This window comes from Nocardia sp. NPDC058058, assembly GCF_042885355.1.
Lineage (GTDB): Bacteria > Actinomycetota > Actinomycetes > Mycobacteriales > Mycobacteriaceae > Nocardia.
In genome coordinates, this window is record NZ_JBHVSA010000006.1 from 206678 (window position 1) to 224775 (window position 18098).

Consider the following 18098-nt stretch of genomic DNA (forward strand, 5'->3'; position numbering starts at 1 on the left):
GTCAGGCGGAACGTGATTCGGCCGCCACCGGCTCGGCCTTGCGCACTCGGCGACGGAACCGCAGGATGCCGTCCTCGATGGCGCCCTTGCGCAGCATGGCGCGGTCGCGGAAGTAGTTGTTGATCACCAGCCACGGACCGCGGGTGCCCTGGCGCGGCATGACGCCGTCGCCGCGCTGGATGTATCCGGAGGTGAGCGCACCACCCATGAGCGAGGCCTCGGAGCGATCGCCCTCCTCGGGCACGGCCACGACTTCGGTGTAGCCCTCGGCCTTCATATGGTTGAGCAGGCGGCAGAAGTACTCCGCGGCCAGGTCGGCCTTGAGCGTCCAGGAGGCGTTGGTGTAGCCCAGGATCACCATGAGGTTCGGGACATTGCCGAGCAGAGCGCCCTTGTACGCCACCAGATCTCGCGTCGCCAGCTGCTCGCCGTCCACCTCCAGGGTGGCCCCGCCCAGCATCTGCACGGTCAAACCCGTTGCGCTGACCACGATATCGGCGGCCAGCTCCTCGCCCGAGCGCAGCTTGATGCCGTTCGCGGTGAAGGTCTCGATCTGATCGGTGGCGATGGAGGCCTTACCGCTGCGCAGCGTCTTGAACAGATCACCGTTGGGCACCACGCACAGGCGCTGATCCCACGGGTTGTACGACGGGGTGAAGTGCCGCATATCGATGCCGGAGCCGATCTGGGCGCGCACCGCGGCCAGCATGAGCTTGGCGGACAGCTTCGGATTGGTCCGGGACAGTTGGTAACTCGCGCGCTGCAGGGCGATATTGCGCGCCCGGCCCGCCCTATAGGCAATGGCGGCAGGCACTTTCGCGAGCTTGAGACCGACCGCGACCGGATCGTTGGCGGGCAGCGCGGCGATATAGGTGGGCGAGCGCTGCAGCATGGTGACGTGCGCGGCCTTATCGCTCATGGCCGGGATCAGCGTGATGGCGGTCGCGCCGCTGCCGATGACCACCACGCGCTTACCGGTGTAGTCGAGGTCCTCGGGCCAGTGCTGCGGGTGAATGATCTGCCCGGCGAAGTCCTGCTCGCCCGGGAACTCGGGGCGGTAGCCCTTGTCGTAGTCGTAGTAACCGGTGCAGCCGACCACGAAGTTCGCGGTGTAGGTCTCGGTCTCGCCGGTGGTCTCGTTCAGGGCCTGCACGGTCCAGAGTCCGGCGGCGCTGTCCCAGCTCGCGGTGGTCATCTTGCGGCCGAAGCGAATGTGCTCGGTGACGCCGTATTCGGCGGCGGTGTCCTCGACGTACTGGCGGATGTGCGGGCCGTCGGCGAGCACCTTGGTGCCGATCCACGGGCGGAAGCCGTAGCCGAAGGTGTACATATCGGAGTCCGAGCGAATGCCCGGGTACTTGAACAGGTCCCAGGTGCCGCCGATGGCGGTGCGGCGTTCCAGGATCAGGTAGCTGCGACCGGTGTTCTCCCGGGTCAGATGGCAGGCCATGCCGATACCGGACAGGCCCGCGCCGATGATCAGTACGTCGACATGCCGCGTCATTGAGGTACTCGCTTCGTCTGTTCATGCCCGGGCTCCGTCGTCCGGGTTTCCCGCATGTTATCTGTTATCCATAGTAACGTCTACTCTGACGCGGGTTCAGGACCAGAAAACCGGGTGCAGCCCCCAGGCGGCGAACTCCTTGGCCACGCATTCGCGCAGTGCCTCGCGGGTCGGGAAACGATCCGGATCCGCGCCGGTCACCGCCAGGGTGACGGTTTCGCCATCGCTGGACCAGGACAGATTCAGACCCACCTCGACGCGGCGGAAGAGTTCGGTGTCATTGGTGCACACGACCGGGCGCATGAGCACCGAGCGGGCGCGCGTACCGGCGAAGCTGGCCACCGTCTGACCGGTTTCGCCGAGATTGGTGCACAGGCATTCCGGGGCCTTGGCGGTGCGCGAGAAACGGTCGAGCACGAACTTCGGCAGCATCATCTGCACCGGTTGCAGATGCTGGAGCGCGGGCGTGGTCGCCGGATCGGCATAGGCGCGGGCGGCGCTCTTGATGGCGGCGCGGACCTGTGCGAGGTCGGTGAGTTCACCCGCCCGGTACCGCACGGCGATGGGCAGGCCCGTGGTGGCGTTACCGCGCGGATCGTCCGGCAGGCGCATGGAATGCGGGATGTCCACCCGCACCTGCGCGCCATCGGCGATGCGCCCGGTGCAGCCGAGAATGCCGACCGCGACACCGACCATGAGACCGTTGGCGGTGCCCTGATGTGCGGCCGCGACCGTATTCCATTCGGCGAGACCGACTTCCACCACGAGACTGGCGGCGGTGTGCCGGTCCGGCAGATCGAGGGCGGGTTCCGCGGGGCGCGGATTGCGGGCCGGTTCCTGGACGCCACGAGCCGCGACGGCGGCGCGAATCCCCTTGGCGGCGGCGCGCAATTGGCCCAAGGCGTCGGCGAAGTGCCTGCGGTACAACCCCGTTGCGGGCAGATCACCGACGAGACGGCCCGAACTGCTCGCGATATCCACCGGCGCACCGGAATCCAGCCGATCCAGGGCATCGCCGACCGCGTACAGCACCGCGCCGCCGTCCGCGCCGACATGCGAGGTGACCAGGGACAGCAGCATGCCGCCGGTGGCGGTGGGGGCGGACGAGAGTCGCCAGACCCGGCCCACCGACGGATCGAAGTCGACGCGGCTCTGCTCGAAGAACCAGTCCAGCACACCGTCTTGCGGTACCGGCTCGGACTGCGACGCCAAGGGAATGGACTGCGCGGCGGGCACCCACCACGGGCGAGCCAGGGGTATCGCGGTGGTGCGCACCCGCCGGGCCAGGAAGCCGTGCGCCAGATGCGCGTGAAAGCGTTCCAGCACGGCCGGATCCACGGGTTCGTCGAAACGCCAGGCCAGCTGATTGACCAGGGCGTTGCCGTACAGGGCGTGCAGTTTCAGGAACAGATCATCGTCTGCGGTCAGCCGGTTCATCCCGGATCCTCCGAATCAGCGATTGCGTAGCGTGCGAACGGTCAAGGGGGCGAACACGATCGCGACGATCAGCGCCGCCGCCACCGACCACAGCAGGTCGCTGCCCGCGCGGCCCTCGTCGGCGAGGGTGCGCACGGCCGCCACCAGATGCGAGACAGGGTTGTAGTCCGAGACATGCCGCAACCAGGTCGGCATGGCCGCCACCGGCACCAGGGCGTTGGAGGCGAAGCTCAGGAAGGTCAGCACCAGCATCGACATGCCCTGCACCGCGGCCGGTTTGGCCACCGTGACGCCGATGAAGGCGAAGATCCAGCTCAGCGCCGTGGTGGCGAGCACCACCAGCAGTGCGCCCAGCACCAGCCCGCCGGGATGTTCCGGGCGATAGCCCATCCCGTAGCCGACCACCAGCACCATGAGCGCGGCGATCACATAGCGCGTGGCCCCGGCCACCAGCGCACCGGTGACCGGCGCGGATCTGGCGATCGGCATGGCGACGAAGCGATCGAAGACACCCGACCGAATGTCCTCGGACAGTTGGACTCCCGTGGCCACCGACGAGGTGAGCACGATCTGCACCAGCACGCCCGGTATCAGGGTCGGCAGGTAGGCGTGCATGCTGCCCGCGATGGCGGTGCCGAACACACTGCCGAACAACAATGGCCCGATGATCGGCAGCAGCACCGCGTCGTACAGCAGCTGCGGGCTGTGCCGGAAGGTCAGCATGCCCCGCTTGGCCATGGTCAGCGACTGTCGCAGTGCCGCAAGCGGTCCCACGTGCCGGACGGTGGGCTTGCGCTCGATCCGAGCCTGCGGCTCGGCGATCACGGGGGTCTCGGTGAGGACGGTCATGCGCGAGTCCTCCTCTCGGTACGGGAATTCGATGCGGCGGGTGCGAGCGCCGCCGATTGCGGAGAGTCGGTGCGGGCGGTCATGCGGACGCCCTCCGCTCGGTCTTGCGGGTGAGGGTGAGGAAGACCGAGTTGAGGTCGGGGCGGTCGACGGCGAAGCCGCGCAGCCGGATTCCGCTGTCGCGGCAGGCGGTGATGACATCGGCGGCGCTGTCGATATCGCGGAGCGGGACCGAGAGGGTGGCGGGGGTGTCACCGTGCAGCGGGGTGACGCCCACGATGCGTTCGACGGCCGCGTCCGCCAGCGGACGCTGGGCCGCATCGACCAGGTCGATGCGGAGCATTTCCTCGCCGAGAGACGACTTGAGTTCCGCCGCGGTGCCTTCCGCGACCACGGTGCCGTGGTCGATGACGGCGATGCGGTCGGCGAGGGCGTCGGCTTCCTCGAGGTACTGGGTGGTGAGCAGGATGGTCGCGCCGCGGCCGACCAGTTCGCGCACGATCGACCACATGCTCTCGCGGGTGTGCGGGTCCAGACCGGTGGTCGGCTCATCCAGGAAGATCAACGGCGGCAGCGTGATCAGGGTGGCCGCCAGGTCGAGACGGCGGCGCATACCGCCGGAGAAGGTACCGACGCGACGGCGGGCCGCGGCGGTCAGCTCGAACTGCTCGAGCAGCTCCTCGGCGCGGCGGGCGGCGGCACGGCGGGTCAGGCCGAGCAGCTGGCCGAACAGGCGCAGATTCTCCAGGGCGGTGAGATTCTCGTCCACGGCGGCGTATTGACCGGTCAGCCCGATCATGGAGCGGACCGCGGTGGCATCGCGCAGTACATCGTGGCCGAAGACGCTCGCGGTCCCGGAATCCGGGCGCAGCAGGGTGGCGAGCATGCGCACGGTGGTGGTCTTACCCGCGCCGTTCGGGCCGAGCAGGCCGAATACCGTACCGGCCTCGACCCGCAGGTCCACCTTGTCGACCGCGGTCAGTGAACCGAAAGTCTTTCCCAGCGACTCCGTTTCGATAGCGAGTTCGGCGCTCATCGCACATCTCCGATCCTGAGGACCGCCGCACCGTCCGGCAGCTCTGCCGGAGAAGTGCGCGACGGTACTGAATTATCTTGCGGTGCAACGGACTCAGCCGCTTCGGCGGACAGAGAGTCGGTCGCTTCGGTCGATAGCGACTCGATGACGTCTGCGGCCCTGGCGACACCGTCGTCGCGGAATCGCAGGCCGTAGGCCGAGGCGCGCAGCTGGACGGTGGGCTCGGTGGCGCGAATCAGTGCCTGCTCCAGGCGATCCGCCGATAATTCCGTGAACGGCAGCGTGGCTCCCAGGCCGAGCGCGGTCAGCTGGCGGCCCCAGAACGGCTGATCCGCCTGCACCGAGCAGATGACCGACGGCACCCCGGCGCGCAATGCGGCCGCGGTGGTCCCGGCCCCGCCGTGATGAATCGCGACCGCGCAGCGCGGCAGCACCGCGCGATGGTCGACCTGCGGGAGCACCGCCAACTCCGGAGTCAGCTCGGGCTCGAACATGCTGCCGGTCAACAGCACCCGGCGATTCGCGCGTCTGCCCACCTCGCGCACCAGTTGCCGCACGGAGTCCGGATCGGCGACCGGCATCGATCCGAAGCCCGCGTACACCGGCGGCTCGCCCGCCCGCAGCCACCGCGCCAACAGCGGCGAGAGCGGTTCGGGCGAATCCACCGCCGAAGTCTCGGCCGCCGGGCTCCGGCCGGGGACGACCGGGAATCCGGTGACGGGCGCATCACCCAGTTCTTCCGCCAGCCCGGGAAACAGTTCGACGTCGTACGCCTGAATTGCGGTGTAGGACAGAAAGTCCGGTGTATCGCCGAGCCCCGCCGCCGAATGACCACGGGCCGCCGGGCGATCGTCGGTCGCGGGGCGATCGGTTCGGCCGGCGGCTGCCAGCCGTGCGGCGTGGGACAGGTCCGCGCGGAGGGCCGCGATCTCGCGGGCCAGCGCCCAGGCGCGAGCCTTGGTGAGCGCCTGCCAGCCGAGCCGATGCGCTGATCCGGGCAGGCGGCTCGCCCAGGACGCGGGCACCACCGGCACGGATCGATTCGGCCGAATCGGGAAGAAGTGCATGGCGGCGAGCGGAATCCCCCGCGACCGTGCCACTTCGGCGGCGAGTTCCTCGCAGGCCATTCCGGTCACCAGGACGTCGGCGTCCCCGGCGATAGCCAGCAGATCCCGGGCGGCCTCGGCGAATCCGCGGCGTTGCAGATCCACCACCGCCCGCACCCGCGCCACCGGACTCCAGCTGGAGAATCGCTCATCGCGCTGTTGCGCACGCAGGAGTTCCGAACTGTCCACACCGATGGGGACAGCCGAAACCCCGTGCCCGCTCACGAATTCCACCAGATTCGGCGATACCGCCACCGTCACCCGATGTCCGCGAGCGGCCAGCTCCCGGCCCAGCAGCGCCCCCGGTTGCGCATCACCCCGGCTGCCCGCGAAGGCCAGTAGCACCTTCATGGCTCAGCCCTGCACCGCGACCGGAACCCGCTGCACCGCTGCGTCATTCGCGGCCACCGCGCATTCCGCCGCCACCACGGCCGGCGACTGGGGCACCGCGGACGATATGGGTTCGCCCAGCCCGCCGCGCGCCCCCGGACCCCGGCGATCGGCCTGGTGCCCGGTGGCCGAGGCGACTTCCGTCTCGGGGAAGTCGGTCACCTCACGAACCAGGTCACCGGTCTCCGCCAGGGCGTCCGATTCGCGATCCACGAAACTCGCGCCACCGAATTCGCGCATGGCGCGGGTGAATTCGATCAGGAAGCGATCCATTTCGTGGGCGGGGAAGGCGGCGGGGAAACGGGTGGACAGGCGCAGGCCGTCGGCGGCGCGGACGACCCAGAAGAAGACCTCGTCGCCGGAGTAGGACTCGGCGCGCAGGGTGTGGCCGCGCAGGGATTCGACGAGTTCGTAATCTGGCAGCACCCGGATGTCGAGGAAGGAGATGCCGAAGCGGGGGCGGTCCTCGCAGCCGAGCAGCTCCAGCGCGCGGGTCCAGGTGGCGTCATTGGCGACCTTGGAGCGGCGCAGGGTTTTGCGGGTGGATTCCAGGGCGTTGTCCAGATCCAGATCCGGAGACAGGGTGATGTCGATGGGGACGACATTCACGAACCAGCCCATGGATTCGAGCCATTTCAAATCCGGTCGGGTGGCGATGGGCATGATCGCCCGCATGGAGATGTAACCGAAGGCCCGCCGGTACGCGATGGCGAGGGCGGTGAAAACCGCCACGGACAACCGGTGTCCGCGCGCGGTGACCATGGTCTCGATGTGTTCGAGTTCATCCAGTGCCAGCAGTTTTCGCGAAACGCTGGTCTGCGGCAGTTCGGACTGGGTGCCGCTGCCCGCGGTGATGGCGGGTTCGAAGCGCGGCAGCATGCCGCCGGAACCGTCCAGGAAGTTGTGCCACAGCCGCACGGCATCGCATTCGGTGGTGAGCCCGGCGGCGGTGCTGCGCTCGAGGGCGGCGAAGTCGGCCGAACTGCCGAAGGTCACGGACTCGCGGACCGGTTCACCCGCCACCACCGAGCGATAAAGGGTACGCAGTTCGAGGATCACGATGGCCTGCGAATACGCGTCCATCACAGAGTGATCGGCGGCGATCAGCACGGTGAAGTCATCGGTGTCGTGCTGCACAGTGGCGAGCAGGCAGTGCGGCCACACCAGCGCGGACAGTCGCGATTCCAAAGCGTCGCACAGGTATTCGGTGATCGCGCCGGGTGTGGTGAGCTCGGGCACCGGTTCGGCGGCGACCGCGACCGCCTCCGGCGCGCATACCAGTCGGCGCGGTTCCGCGCCGGTGTCGCGGTCGAGCGTGGTGCGCAGTCCCTCGTGCCGGGCGTGCCACAGCCGCACGGTCTCGCGCCAGTGTTCGGGTTCGAAGGCCGCGTCCATTTCGAAGATGGTGCCGATCCAGCGACCGCGGCCCGGCTTGGGATCGGTGGCGTCGGTGTCCAGGCAGTGCCGGACGTGCACGCTGGTGAAGGGCCGGGGATCGCCCGTCCACTCCTGTCCCGGTGCGAGTTCCGGCCGCCACAGGGTCAATGTGCCCGGGCGCAGGGCGAATTCGGAAAGATGTGTGTATTCCATATCGATGTCCTCATCGAATTTCATGCCCGGCGGTGAGGGCGTATGGATTCCGTAAAATTCCACGCCCGTCAATTCACGTCTGGCGAATTGAAAGCTATTGACTTACTTCACACCCGAGGAGCCCGCACCCGCTGCGGCGCTGCCCGATCCGAGTGCCTGCGCGAGCGTGCCGCCCGCCTGTGCCGAACCACTTGCCGCGCCGCTGCCGGTGCCCAGCAGACTCAGCACCGAGCCCGGTCCGGGTACGAGCCCGGCCAGCGAACCCGCGGCGGAGCTGCCGGTGCCGAGTGCCCCGAGTACGCCCGCTCCGGTCGAACTGCCTGTTCCGGCGGCCGCGCTACCCGATCCGAGCGCCGGAAGCACGGACTGAACGGGGGCGGGAGTGCCCGCATCGACGGGAGGCGGGATATCGCCTCCCGTCGGTGCGGCGGTAGCCAAGGCAGGCGCGATGAATGTCAGAGCGGCGCCGGCACAGAAAGCGGCAACCCGGGTGACGATACGTGCGTTCATGGCCTGAAATCCTTTCGAACCTTCATCAGTTGGAGCGGTGCGCCGAAAACGGCGACTCGGCTGACGAGCAGTTTGAGAGAGCGGCGGCGACGCTGCCGGGAATGCGCCGAGACTGGCGCGAACCAAGAACATCACTCTTATCTCGAATTCGCAACACAAGGGCGTGCAAACAAATGGTTAACGGATTGTTCCCACGCCCTTTTACTGTGCGCCACGCCACTGAAAACACAAATTGCCCACTCATTCACTTTCCCGCCCGTCAGCGCGCGGAATTCGAGCGGTGCGCGCACAATCCGCCCCGGTCACGGCAACGCGGTTTTGATGGGATGGACGTACCACTTCCGTGATACGTTCATATCACCAAGTGAAGGGGAGATGATGGCGAAGATCGGGCGGTTCGTCAGCGAGCAGGCACGAACCGAATTCAGGACCACCTACGACGCGCTGGCCGCCCGCTGGCCGGTGCCCGCGGTGGATCTCGAGGTCGAAACCTCTTACGGGACAACACATGTGCGGAAATCGGGAGATGGTAACGGCGCTCCCCTGCTGCTGTTTCCCGGCATCGGCGGCAGCAGCCTGTTCTGGCAGCCGTTCATCGCCGAGTTGAGCCGGGGCCGAGTCGTCTACGCCCCGGACATCATCGGCTGGGCGGGCCGGTGCGAGCAGACCGCTCCGGTGCGAGACGAGGCCGATATCGCACGGTGGGCCGCCGAGGTGCTGGACGGGCTCGGGGTGCGACAGGCGCACGTGGTCGGCTATTCCCTCGGCGGCTGGCTGGCGGCCGTGGTGGCGGGTTACCGGCCCGAACGGGTCGCCACCCTGAGCCTGCTGGAAACCGCGCCCGCCACCTTCGCCCGGCCGCCGTGGCGGGTATTGCGCAAGTTCATGGCCGCCGGGGTCCGGCCCAGCCGCGCGAAGCTGGAGAAGTTCAACACCTGGCTCCAGCCCGGTGTCGAACTCGACGAGCTGGAATGGGCAATGGTGTTGGGGACCTTGAAGTTCCGTCCCGGATTGCCGTGGCCGAAGCCGCTGTCCGACGAGCGGTTCGCCGCTGTTTCCGCGCCGGTGCTGGCACTGTTCGGGGCGGAGACGGTGGTGCATGATCCGGAGGTGGCGGCGGCGCGGGTGCGGCGGGTGCTGCCGGGGGCCGATGTCGAGATCTGTCCGGGGGCCGGGCATGACCTGCTCTGGGTGTTGCCGGAGCAGGTCATCGGCCGGGTGTTGGAATTCGCCGGTCGGTACGACCGGGTCGATCAGGAGTAGATGGCCGCCACGTCGTCGGCGTACTTCTCCAGCACCACAGCGCGTTTCAGCGACATCTTGGGTGTCAGCTCACCGGTTTCCTGGGTCCAGTCGGCGGACAGGATGCGAATCTTCTTGACGGCCTCGGCCTTCGAGACCTTCTTGTTCGAATCCGCCACCGCCGCATCGATTTCCGCGACCAGGATCGGGTTGACGGTGAGATCCTCGATGGTGGCGTCGGCGGGAATGTCGTTGCGCTGGCGCCAACCCGGCAGGGCATCGCGGTCCAGGGTGATCAGCACGCCGACGAACGGCTTGTTATCGCCGACGATCATGCACTGCCCGATCAGCGGATGCGCGCGCAGCGTGTCCTCCATCGGCGCGGGCGAGACATTCTTGCCCGCGGCGGTGACGATGATTTCCTTCTTGCGGCCGGTGATGGACAGGAAGCCGTCCGCGTCCAGCGCACCCAGATCGCCGGTGTGGAACCAGCCTTCGGTGAAGGCGTCGGCGTTCGCGGCGTCGTTCTTCCAGTAACCGTCGAAGACCACCGAACCCTTCAGCAGGACCTCACCGTCCTGCGCGATGCGCACCGCATTGCCCTCGATGGGCACGCCCACCGTGCCGACGCGCATATGCGAGACCGTGTTCACCGTGACCGCGGCGCTGGTCTCGGTCAGGCCGTAGCCCTCGAAGACCGGAACGCCGATACCGCGGAAGAAGTGGCCGAGCCGCGCGCCCAGCGGACCGCCGCCGGACACCGCACCGGTGCACCGGCCGCCAAGTGCCGCACGGAGTTTGGCGTATACGAGCTTGTCGAACAGGGCGTGCTTGACCCGCAGCACCAGTCCGGGGCCGCCGGTCTCCAGCGCGGTGCTGTAGGCGATGGCGGTATCGGCGGCCAGATCGAAGATCTTGCCCTTACCGCCGTCATGCGCCTGCTGGCGCGCGCCGTTGTAGACCTTCTCGAATACGCGCGGTACGGCCAGGATGAAATCCGGCTTGTACGAAGCGAATTGGGTGGTGAGGGTGGTCCAGTCCGAGGTGTGCGCGACGGTCACCTTGGCGGCCAGCGATCCCACCGCGATGGCGCGGGCGAAGACGTGCGCGAGCGGCAGGAACATCAGGGTGGTCTTGCCCTCGGCGAGCAGATGCCGCAGCGCGATCTTGCCGGAGATGGACTCGGCCAGCAGATTCGAATGCGTCAGCACCACGCCCTTGGGGCGTCCGGTGGTGCCGGAGGTGTAGATGAGCGTGGCCGGGGATTCGGCGCGGACCTGGGCGCGACGCTCGGCAATCGCGCTGTCCGGCACCGACTTTCCGCGTTCGATCAGCTCGTCGATCGCGCCCGCGTCGATGCGCAGGGTCTCCCGCAGATCGGGCGTGCTGATCTCGGCGACGGTGGCGGCATGCCGCTCGTTCTCGACGATGAGCAGTACGGTCCCGGAGTCCGAGAGAATCCACTGCGCCTGATCGGTCGCGGAGGAATCGTAGATGGCGACGGTGCAGGCGCCCGCGGTCCAGATGGCGTAGTCGATGAGGGTCCACTCGTAGCGGGTGGCGGACATGAGCGCCACCCGATCCCCCGCCGCGATCCCGGCGGCGATGAGCCCCTTGGCCACCGCGCGCACCTGCCCCGCGAATTCGGCGGCCGTCACATCGGTCCAGCCGGACCCGTTCGGGATCTGGAACGCCACGAAGTTCGGCGAATCCTTCTCCAGGTTGTCGACGACATCGGTCAGCGCCGCATCGGCGGCGACGGTGTAGGACGCGTGCGCCTCGAACTCGCGCTGTGCAACCGCGGTGGATCCCATCTGTTCTACGACCTCTCTGCTGCCGGTCCCCTGGCGTCCGGCACGCGGGCACACTCTCGCACGACCCGCGAACCGGGGCCAACTCACAATGCTGGAGCCCTGCGCGGTGCATCACAATGTGCGGACGAACACCGCGCACCCCGCCCGAGTGTGCCGCAGACCATTCCCATCAGTGGGAGCGGGCGGCCACCACCATGGCATCGAGGCGCGCACCCAGCGCGTTCACCCGATCCCGCAGCGCCTCGATGTCCTCGATCGGCAGCCCGACCGATTCGAGTACGGCGTGGATCATGTGCTGGGCGGCGACCTGGAGTTCGGCGCTGGCAGCGCTGGCGCGCAGCACCAGCGCCCGGCCATCGGAGGCACTGCGCTCGCTCTCCACCAGACCGTTGGCGGTCAGTCGCTGTACCAGCGGTGACAGCGTGCCGTAGTCGAGGTGAATCTGCTCGCCGAGCTCTTTCATGGTGATTCCCGGACGTTCCCACAGCGTCAGCAGCACCAGGTACTGCGGATAGGTGAGATTCATATCGTCCAGGAAGGGACGGTAGGCAGCGGTCATGGACCGCGACGTGGAGTACAGCGCGAAACACAGCTGAGCGTTCAGCGACAGAAGCGCGTAGTCGATCTCCTCGTCCGCTCCGGCCCGGTGCCCATCGGGTGCGGAAGGCGGATTTTCTGACATTACTGCACTGTACTGCGCACGGTGGCGAGAACGGCGTCGGTCGCCGAGCGGTCCCCGACGGTGATGCGGATACCGGTGGGATACCGCTTGACGTGAATCTCCGCGCCCGCCAAGGCCGCCGCCACCCGATCGATATCCGGCTCCGGCAGCGTCAGATACGAGAAGTTGGCATAGCTGTCCGGCACCGACAGACCCAGTTCGCGCAGTCCGGCGGTGAGGCGATGCCGATGCCCGGCGATCACGCTCACCCGGGCCTCGATCTCCGGCTCGGCGGCATAGCAGGCGCGCACGGCGACCTCGGCGAGCGCGTTCATCCCGAAGGGCAACTGCCAGCGGGCGATTCGCTCGATCAGCTCCGGATCCCCGATGGCGTAACCGACGCGCAGCGCGGCGAGTCCGTACGCCTTCGAAAAGGTGCGCAGCACCAGCAGATTCGGATGTCGCTCCACCAATGCCAAAGCCTCGATGCGATCTTCGCCGGGCACGAAGTCCACATACGCCTCGTCCAGGACGACGGGGACCGTCGCGGGCACCCGGTGCAGGAACTTCTCGAATTCCCTCGGCGTGATCAGTGTTCCGGTCGGATTGTGCGGGCTGCACAGCACCACCAACCGGGTCCGATCGTCGACGGCATCGGCGAGTGCGTCCAGATCCTGCCGCCCATCCGGGGTGAGCGGTACGGTCACCGGCCGCCCGCCCGCCATGGTGGTCAGGATCGGATACCCGTCGAAGGTGGGCGTCGCCATCACCACACCCGCACCGCCGGAACCGAATTCCTGCACGATATGCATGATCACGCCGGTCGCCCCCGCGCCGACCACGATGCGATCGGCGTCGACCCCGAGCCGCTCGGCGATCAGCCGGGGCAGCCGCTGCGGCAGGAACTCCGGATACCGATTCGCCGAGGACAGTGCGCGCGAGAGTGCCGCGCGCACCGAAGCCGGTGGCCCATACGGGTTTTCATTGAGCTGCAACTGATGCCCGAGCGGGGCCAGGGGTGCCATCGTCTCGCCTCAGCGCCCGCCCCAGCGCACCGCGGCGGCGGCCGCGAAGTCGCCCGCGTGCGCGAATCCGGCGAACATCACCAGCGATCCGGGGGCGGCGCGGCCCTCGTCGATCGCCCGGTCGAAATTGACCGGAATACCCGCGCCGAACAGGTTTCCGCATTCGTCGAAGGTGTCCGGATGCCTGTCCTGCGGCAGCAGCAACGCATCGCGCCAGTTGCGCAGGAACGCCCGATTGGGCTGATTGGTGACCAGCAGATCCAGTTCGCTGGAGGCGACGCCGAGTCGCTTGCACACCGCGTGCGCCACCTCCGGCACGATCCGGTTACCGCGCCCGAGCACCTTGGCGATCTTGGATTCGGTGAAGCCGACGTGCATCTGGCCCGGCCCGGCCTCCCAGTACTTGCGCGGCGGATCGGCCAGCACGGTCATCTCGCCCGCGAACTGCGGCAGATGCCGGGTCTCGATATCCAGGATGGGCGAGATATCGGATTTCACCAGCAGACCCGCGCCCGCACCGTCACCGGGGATGGCGGCCTGCGGTTTTCCGCGCACCTGTTCCTGGGTGAAGATCTGCCCGGCGGCGTTCTGAATGGTGACGATGAGCGCGGCCTTGGCATCGGTGCTGACCAGGATCTGCCGCGCCAGCTTCATGGCGTGCACGAAGGCCGCGCAGCCGCCGTTGTGCAGATCGATGAGCCATTCGGGGTTGATGCCCAGACGCGCGGCGACCTCACCGCCGTTGCCGACAATGCCGGTCTCGGGCAGCTGGGTGTGCACGATGAGAACATCGATGTCCCGCAACACATCTCGGCCGTGCCGGTCCAGCAGCGGGGCGACGGCGCGCTCGGCCATATCGGCGGGCGTCTCACCGGGCGCGACGTGATGCCGGAACTTGGGCGATTTGAACATGATGTTCGCGGTGACATCCTCGGCATCCGCGTACTGCGCGAAATAGTCTGCGGGAACGACGGTTTCGGGCAGGTACCCGGCGACGTCGAGCAGGCTGACGGTTGCTGTGCTCATGATTCAGTCCATCCATTCGGGCTTGATCGGCTGGCCGTTGGCGTGCCGGTGTTCGCAAATGGCTTTGAGATTGCGCAGTTCCAGCAGATGTCCGGCGGCGAACAGGTGCCAGAAATCGCCGACCCACACCGGGCGGCCCTCCGGTGCGGTCTCGGGATAGGCGTTCTCGTCGTAGAACGGGTGGTGACAGTTGGTCCACAGCACCACCGACCCCGGCTTGTTGAGCACTTTCTGCGCGTCCACAACCCGCATCAGGTAGATCATCCACAGGTGCTCACCCTGATCCCAGGCGCAGTGGTAGTCCACGGTGCGGGTCTCACGGCTGGATTCGGTGCGGGTGTAGATGCGGGTGTGCGAGCCGATGCGATCGTCCGAGACCCACAGGTCCGGGGTGTCGGTGCGCTCGAAACCCCGCATGCTGTATGTCCATTCGCACAGACTGCGGGTATCGGAGAGGTATTCGAACACCTCGTCCGGCGGTGCGTCGATGTACTCGTTCACGGTGCAGTACTCGCCGAAGATCTCATCGTGCGGGTACACCGCGCGGGTCATGTCCAGCACCATCGGCATGCCCTCCTTGAGGGACATGGTCTCGATGCGGTACACGCCGGGGACGTCGAGATGGGGTACCTCGACGGGTTCGGCCTTGACGGTGTCGGTCATGCGCGGGGCTCCTTCAGGAAGGGGGCGAAGGGAGGGAGTTCATCTGGATCACAAAGGATTTCGATGAAGACCGGGCCCGCCTCGTTGCGGGTCTTGTCCAGGGCGTTGTCGAATTCGGCGAGGGTGCTCGCGGTATAGGCGGGCAGCTGCGGGAACATGGCCGCCACCCCCGCGCCGATCTCGGCCGGGCGGAAACGGTTGTAGCTGTATTCGCCCGAGTAATAGAGCTGTTCGCGGGTGACGCACATGGCGTGCGCGTTGTTGTTGAAGATGACGAAGGTGACCGGGGCCTGATATTCGACGGCGGTGTGCACCTCGTTGCCGTGCATGAAATACGAACCGTCACCGGCGATTACGAAGGTGCGGCGGCGACGGCCGAGCGCACAGCCGATGCCGGCGCCGAAGGAGTAACCCATACCGCCCATGCCGAGCGCGATCAGGAAGCGCCCGCCGTCGGGAACGGGGAGGTGATGCACCACCGCCGCACCGGTATTGCCCGCATCGGCAACCACATCGGTGCCGGGTTCCAAGCGCGACGAAATCGACTGTACGGCATCGCGATAGCGCACGCCGGGTCCGTTCGCGGGGGGCGGCGACAGTTCCGGCAGCACGTCCCGATCCGGCGGCGCCGCACCGAATCCCGGTCGCGAGGTGCGCGCGGACAGCTCCAGCAGGCGGCGGCGCGGCGATCCGGGCACCCGCACCCGCACCGGCACGAACGGCTCGTCCTCGCCGAGATGCACCACGCGCGGGCAGGCCGCCAGCGCCTCGTCCAGCCCGGCGCGGGCGGTCATCGACAGCGGCGTCCCGGCCAGCACGCAGACCGCGGCGGCCGCGACCAGGTCCGGCGCGTGCGGATGCCCCATGATGCCGGTGACCCCGGCGAACCGCGGATGCCGGTTCGGGAAGGCGTCTTTCGCATCGGGGGTGACCAGTACCCGGGCATCGAGGGATACCGCCAGTGCCGCGAGTTCGGCGCGGGCGTCGGCGCGCGCTATCTCGGGTCCGGCGATGATGACCGCCGGTCCCTGCCCGGCGGCCAGGGTGAGCAGTTCAGCGGCCTCGGCGAGTTGCCCGGCGGCGCGCACGTCGACCTGCCAGGGTGCGGGCACGGGATCGGCCTCGCGATGTACCGGCCAGGATCCGCCGGGGGCAATGGCCGCCTGAATATCCTTGGGCAGCAACAGCACCGCCGGGCCGCCCGAGAGCGCGGCCTCGATGGCCCGCTCCAGATCGGCGTGAATATCCTGTGGCCGTGCGACTTTCACGCACGAGATACTCACCGCGCCGAAGATGCGTTCGGCATCGAGCCGGCCGGGTCCGCCGCTGGTGTCCTGGAACGCGCCCCGGCCTTCCAGCCCGATCGGCGGCTGGCCGACAAGCGCCAGCACCGGCACCCGCGAGTCGTATGATTCGGTAAGCGCCGCAAGCAGATTCATCGCCCCGCCGCCGGAGGTGGCGGCGACCACGCCGAGTCGGTTGGTGGCGCGGGCGTACCCGTCCGCCATGGTGGCGGCGCCGAATTCATGTTTGGCGACAATGCCGGTCAGCAGGTCGGGGCGGCGCTGGACCGCGTCGTACAGGTCCTCGATATTGGCCCCGCCCACGCCGAAGAGGTGATCGGTATAGGCGCCGAGCCGCGCGACGATGACGTCGGCGACGGTCTGAACGGCTGCTCCGCGTTCGCTCACGATCCCCCGTTTCGAAATACATTGCCCGCGATACATCGTCCACAATGTATCCACGGACACCCGTCCCAGACAATGTGTCACAGGTCACACGATTGCTTGAAAAGTGCTGGTAGTCAGCGATTTTGGCGTGTAGGGACGCCACCGATCGAATCCCGGTGGCGCTGCGACCCGAATGCGATGACATTCGAGTCAGCATCTCGCCCGCAACCGGGTTGCGATCGACTCGACAGGATTAACGGTTCAGACCCCGCGCGGGTTCAATCTAGGCCCCGATCCTGTGAAATCCGCCCCGAGCGCGACATCGGCCCGAACCTTGTGCCCGGAACCAAAGGCGCCGCACCGGTTCTGAGCGCCGGCACATGGACAGCGCCGCACTCCCGGGTCTAGTTCGTCCGGCTCGTGACCGGGGTGGGCCAGACGGCGAAGGGGATATGACCGGTCGCGGAACCGTCCGGCGCGAGGAGCCTGCCCATACGTTTGAGGGCACGCAGGGTTAGCTGGCGCTCGGTAATGTCCAGATTCGGGAAACTTTGCAGCAGACGGTTTTCCAGGAGGATGCATTCGTGCTGCGAGCGCAGCCAGGCGATGACCAGCACATTGCTGGCACCGGTAGCGGCTGCGCAGAGCCGGATCTCGGGCCATTGCGCGAGTTCGGCACCGAGCGCGTCGAGTTCACCGGCGGGCAGTCGTACCCAGAGGTTGACATTCACCGGCCACCCGGCGGATTGCTGAGCGAAATCGCAGCGAATCTGCAAACGACCCGAACCTGTCATTTCGGCGAGGCGTCGGCGCACGGTTGTCTCACTCAGTCCGGTGTCTCCGGCGAGTTCGGCGATACCGCGCCGGGCGTCCGGCGCGAGCGCGAGCATGAGCTCGATATCCCCCGGGCGCACCCGCGAGGGCGCGGGCGGGCGGCGCTGATCATCGGTCAGCCGGGTGCGCTGCACCGGATCGAGCGCACCCGGCCGCCAATGCCCGCCCTCGATGTAGATGCGCAGACCCACCGCGACGCGCACATCCAGCACACCGGGCAGCGCGGCGAGCTCACGCACCGCGAAATCGTCCAGCGCGGCGGCGTCTGCGGCGGCGACCGACAGATTCAACTGATGGCGGCCGCTGACGCGTTCCACCGAGAAGACGCAGTCGAACGCGCAGACCCGCTCGGACAGCGGCGCCACCGCATCGGCCCGGCAGTGCACGCGCACATAGCCGATCACCGCGAACTCCGGCGCGTACGCCGTCATCCACGCCAGCCCGCTTTCGCGCAGCCGCGCCCAGCGCCGCGCGACCGTGCTGGCATCCACCCCGAGCGAAGCGCCGATCCGCGTCCACGAGGCGCGCGGATTGATCTGCAACGCGTTGACCAGATTCAGATCGTGCTCCCCGAACCCCGTGGCGATCCCCCGCGGCCCGGGAAAGCCGATCTCGGAGCGGACAACGCCCGGCGACGCGGTGACCCGGTCGGCCGCCGTGCGGGTGGCGGAATCCGGCAGATGATTACTCGATATGGCGTTATTCAGCGATTTCGCCATATTCTCGGCCATGGGGGCCATT

The 18098-nt window shown here is 67.7% G+C and carries 15 protein-coding genes; 1 reads left to right on the forward strand and 14 read right to left on the reverse strand.

Annotation, left to right across the window (positions count from 1 at the left end; genetic code table 11):
* Position 1 precedes the first annotated feature (1 nt).
* From ACFVUS_RS41830 to ACFVUS_RS41860, 7 genes are all read right to left on the reverse strand, one after another.
* Entirely contained in the window at positions 2 to 1504 is a 1503-nt protein-coding gene (locus ACFVUS_RS41830; protein WP_387780442.1) for a flavin-containing monooxygenase, read from the reverse strand.
* A 96-nt stretch (positions 1505 to 1600) separates the two neighbouring features.
* Positions 1601 to 2941: a hypothetical protein gene (locus ACFVUS_RS41835; RefSeq protein ID WP_387780445.1), complete on the reverse strand. Its 1341-nt coding sequence runs from the start codon at positions 2939 to 2941 to the stop codon at positions 1601 to 1603.
* Positions 2942 to 2956: 15 nt separating this feature from the next.
* Complete coding sequence (locus ACFVUS_RS41840; protein ID WP_387780448.1) at positions 2957 to 3790, reverse strand: ABC transporter permease; 834 nt, start codon at positions 3788 to 3790, stop codon at positions 2957 to 2959.
* A 79-nt stretch (positions 3791 to 3869) separates the two neighbouring features.
* On the reverse strand, positions 3870 to 4826 hold the full coding sequence (locus ACFVUS_RS41845; protein ID WP_387780451.1) for an ATP-binding cassette domain-containing protein: 957 nt from the start codon (positions 4824 to 4826) through the stop codon (positions 3870 to 3872).
* A complete protein-coding gene (locus ACFVUS_RS41850; RefSeq protein ID WP_387780454.1) occupies positions 4823 to 6283 on the reverse strand; it encodes a glycosyltransferase in 1461 nt (486 codons plus the stop codon). The genes ACFVUS_RS41845 and ACFVUS_RS41850 overlap by 4 nt, the downstream gene beginning before the upstream one ends.
* A gap of 3 nt (positions 6284 to 6286) precedes the next feature.
* Entirely contained in the window at positions 6287 to 7912 is a 1626-nt protein-coding gene (locus tag ACFVUS_RS41855; protein ID WP_387780457.1) for a condensation domain-containing protein, read from the reverse strand.
* Positions 7913 to 8014: 102 nt separating this feature from the next.
* Positions 8015 to 8422: a hypothetical protein gene (locus ACFVUS_RS41860; protein WP_387780460.1), complete on the reverse strand. Its 408-nt coding sequence runs from the start codon at positions 8420 to 8422 to the stop codon at positions 8015 to 8017.
* Between the two features lie 378 nt (positions 8423 to 8800).
* On the opposite strand from ACFVUS_RS41860, the gene ACFVUS_RS41865 reads away from it, so the two are divergent.
* Positions 8801 to 9685, forward strand: a complete 885-nt coding sequence (locus tag ACFVUS_RS41865; protein ID WP_387780463.1) for an alpha/beta fold hydrolase — start codon at positions 8801 to 8803, stop codon at positions 9683 to 9685.
* On the opposite strand, the gene ACFVUS_RS41870 is transcribed toward ACFVUS_RS41865, so the two are convergent.
* The 7 genes from ACFVUS_RS41870 to ACFVUS_RS41900 form a co-directional block, all read right to left on the reverse strand.
* On the reverse strand, positions 9676 to 11478 hold the full coding sequence (locus ACFVUS_RS41870; protein WP_387780466.1) for an AMP-dependent synthetase/ligase: 1803 nt from the start codon (positions 11476 to 11478) through the stop codon (positions 9676 to 9678). The genes ACFVUS_RS41865 and ACFVUS_RS41870 overlap by 10 nt on opposite strands.
* Positions 11479 to 11647: 169 nt before the next feature.
* Complete coding sequence (locus ACFVUS_RS41875; RefSeq protein WP_387780786.1) at positions 11648 to 12037, reverse strand: MarR family winged helix-turn-helix transcriptional regulator; 390 nt, start codon at positions 12035 to 12037, stop codon at positions 11648 to 11650.
* A gap of 122 nt (positions 12038 to 12159) precedes the next feature.
* The gene (locus tag ACFVUS_RS41880) at positions 12160 to 13164 is read right to left on the reverse strand and encodes a pyridoxal phosphate-dependent aminotransferase (RefSeq protein WP_387780469.1); all 1005 of its coding nucleotides are present in this window, start codon (positions 13162 to 13164) and stop codon (positions 12160 to 12162) included.
* A gap of 9 nt (positions 13165 to 13173) precedes the next feature.
* Positions 13174 to 14190: a 3-oxoacyl-ACP synthase III family protein gene (locus tag ACFVUS_RS41885; RefSeq protein ID WP_387780472.1), complete on the reverse strand. Its 1017-nt coding sequence runs from the start codon at positions 14188 to 14190 to the stop codon at positions 13174 to 13176.
* Positions 14191 to 14193: 3 nt separating this feature from the next.
* Positions 14194 to 14853, reverse strand: a complete 660-nt coding sequence (locus ACFVUS_RS41890; protein ID WP_387780475.1) for an SRPBCC family protein — start codon at positions 14851 to 14853, stop codon at positions 14194 to 14196.
* A complete protein-coding gene (locus tag ACFVUS_RS41895; RefSeq protein WP_387780478.1) occupies positions 14850 to 16544 on the reverse strand; it encodes a thiamine pyrophosphate-binding protein in 1695 nt (564 codons plus the stop codon). The genes ACFVUS_RS41890 and ACFVUS_RS41895 overlap by 4 nt, the downstream gene beginning before the upstream one ends.
* Positions 16545 to 16927: 383 nt before the next feature.
* Positions 16928 to 18088 carry an Lrp/AsnC family transcriptional regulator gene (locus ACFVUS_RS41900; RefSeq protein WP_387780481.1) on the reverse strand — a complete coding sequence of 387 codons (1161 nt, stop codon included), beginning with the start codon at positions 18086 to 18088 and terminating at the stop codon, positions 16928 to 16930.
* Between the last annotated feature and the right edge of the window lie 10 nt (positions 18089 to 18098).